Annotated in this window: 2 protein-coding genes; one reads left to right on the top strand and one right to left on the bottom strand. The window is 64.1% G+C overall.

From position 1 onward, the window contains the following. Positions 1–64 precede the first annotated feature (64 nt). Complete coding sequence (locus tag KAY22_RS27655; protein WP_021226800.1) at positions 65–670, bottom strand: recombinase family protein; 606 nt, start codon at positions 668–670, stop codon at positions 65–67. 146 nt (positions 671–816) lie between these two features. On the opposite strand from KAY22_RS27655, the gene KAY22_RS27650 reads away from it, so the two are divergent. Next, positions 817–2,688: DUF4158 domain-containing protein (locus KAY22_RS27650; RefSeq protein ID WP_366514190.1), on the top strand; the 1,872-nt coding region annotated here is incomplete at its 3' end.

The raw sequence follows: 2,688 nt of genomic DNA, 5'->3' as shown, positions 1-2,688 counted from the left end.
AGATGCTCGCCCCAGGCCGGCGAGGTGGCGAACTTCATGACGCCGGACAGATCGTGACCACGCTTCATGCCTGTTCCCTCTGCTGCTGACTGAATTGCTGGCGGTGCGCGGCGACGATGCGCGAGACCGTGGGTTCGCTGACGCCGTACAACCGTGCCATCTCGGCACCGGACTTGCGACCGGAGGTGACGGATTCGGCGATTTCGCGACGCTGCTTGTCGCCGAGCTTGCGCCGTCGTCCGCCGATCCGCCCTTCGGCACGTGCCTGGGCAAGGCCGGCGCTGGTGCGTTCGCGGATCATGGCCCGCTCGAACTCGGCGAAGCTTCCCACCATTTGCATCATCATCCGCCCTGCCGCGGTGGTGGTGTCGATCGCTTCGGTCAACGAACGAAAGCCCGCTCCCGCGAGCTCGATCCGCTCCATGATGTGCAGCATGTCCTTCAGGCTGCGCGACAGCCGGTCGAGCTTCCAGACGACGACGACATCTCCCTCGCGCAACTGCCCGATCATCTCCAGGAGCTTGGGTCGGTCCCATCGCCCGCCGCTAGCGGTCTCCTCGAATACACGTTTGCAGCCGAGCGCGTCGAGCGCGCGCCGCTGCGTGGCGTTCGACTGGTCGTCGCCCTTCGACACGCGGGCATAGCCGATCAGATAGGATTCGCGCGTCATCCAGCTTCTTTCACAAACGGCCGTATCCGGAGGTGGAAACAGGATGCACCAATTTCCGCAGCCTTGGGCCTTTCACAATCCTCTTTCATTAAGCGGGCAAAAGGCAAGAGGTTTTTGAAGGATGAAACATGCCCGCACGTATTCCGATGACCCAGCGGCAGCGCGCCGCATTGCTTGCTTTGCCCGACAGCGAGGCGGCGGTGGTGCGACACTATGGCCTCGATGCCGAGGACCTTGCTGCAATCGGCACCGCGCGCACTCCGGCAACCCGGTTGAGCTACGCCCTGCAACTCTGTTGCCTCCGCTTTCCGGGGCGGCATCTGCGCGCAGGCGAGCTGTTGCCTGCGATCATGCTCGACCATATCGCCGAGCAGGTCGGGGTGGATGCAGGCGCCATCGCCGACTTCGCGCGGCGAGCGCCGACCCGCTACGATCAGCTTGCCGCCATCAAGGCGCGCTTCGGCTTCACCGATCTGAGCCGGCCAGCGCGCGGTATCATGATGACCTGGCTGGAAATCGAAGCCATGCCCATCGTGGACGGGCGTATTCTGCTCGATCGACTGCTCGACGAGCTGCGCACGCGGCGCATCGTTATCCCCGGCATCAGCGTAGTCGAGCGGATGGCGGCCGAGGCGATGCTGCGGGTGGAAACCGATCTGGTCGCTGCAATCCATGATAAACTCGATGCGGATATGCGTCAGCGCCTCGATACGCTGGTCGATGAGAAGGTGCATGATCGACAGAGCCGCTTGTCGTGGCTGCGCGAACCACAGCCCCGCGTCGCGTCAGCCTCGCTCGCCGAAATCCTTGAGAAGGTCGCTCTGATCCGCAGGACCGGAATTTCCTGTGTTCCGGTCGATCCCCTGCACGAGCCACGCATGACGCAGTTCGCCCGCGAAGGCGTGCGCTATACCGCCCAGGCCTTCCAACAGATGCGCGCCTCCCGCAGGCGGGTCATCCTGCTTGCTACGCTGCGCGAGATGGAAGCCACGCTTACCGACGCGGCGATCGCCATGTTCGGCGCCTTGATGGGACGCGCTCACCTTCGTGCCCGCAAACGCCTGGAACAGGGAATCGCGATTTCGGGACGCGAAGGCCGTGACCGACTGATGCGCATCGCCACCGTGCTGGAAACAGTTAGCCGGGTAGCACGCACCGGTGAAGATATCGGCGCGGCCCTCAGGGATATCGTGCCTCTCGACATGCTCGATGCCGATGCCGCGATCATCCGTCGTACCGCGGCACCTCACAGGGACGATGTGTTGAGCGAGATCGCAGCCGAATACCGGACCTTCAAACGAATAGGACCTCTATTCCTGCAAACGCTCGATTTCCACGGCCGGGCCGGCACCGCGGCGTTGCGCAATGCGATGACGGTCCTGTCGGATCTTGATGGCGACTGGCGCAAGCCGCTCCCTGCCGACGTTCCGCTCGGTCATGTCGAGCGGCGCTGGCACCGCCATGTCGTGGTCGCCGGCAAGATCGACCGGACGCATTGGGAGATGGCCACCTACGGGGCGCTCGCCAATGCACTGGCATCGGGTGATATCTGGGTGCCGAGGTCACGGCTGCACAGGTCGCTGGAGGTGCTGCTCGCGCCATCAAGTGGCGCAGCGCTGCAACCGGTGTTCTCGCTCGGTGATCCACACGCATGGCTCGATCAGCGCGCCGCGCAACTCGACAAAGCCTTGTGCGACGTCGCCCAGAATCTGGCCGGACGTGATGCTGCCCTGTTCGCTGGCGAGCGATTGCGCTTCCCCAAGGAACTGAAGGACGATGATGCCGGGCACGACGAAGGACGGCATCTGACGCTTGCCTGCTACGGTATGCTGCCTGCCACGCGTATCACCGACGTGCTGTCGCAGGTCGAACGATGGACCGGCTTCACCCAGCACTTCGGGCACGTCTCGACCGGGTTGCCGCCTGGCGATGAGCAGGCCTTCCTCGCCACTCTGATTGCCGAAGCGACCAATCTTGGGCTGTCGCGCATGGCCGAGGTATGCGGCGCAGGGTCACGC

It is taken from the genome of Rhizorhabdus sp., from assembly GCF_018006725.1.
In the GTDB taxonomy this organism is placed as follows: domain Bacteria; phylum Pseudomonadota; class Alphaproteobacteria; order Sphingomonadales; family Sphingomonadaceae; genus Rhizorhabdus.
Note: the sequence above shows the minus strand (reverse complement) of the source record. Positions and strands in the feature narration are given on the sequence as shown.

Bases quoted from the DNA above. Each gene is read 5' to 3' on its own strand.
- KAY22_RS27655 (WP_021226800.1), bottom strand. From the start codon at position 670: ATGACGCGCGAATCCTATCTGATCGGCTATGCCCGCGTGTCGAAGGGC.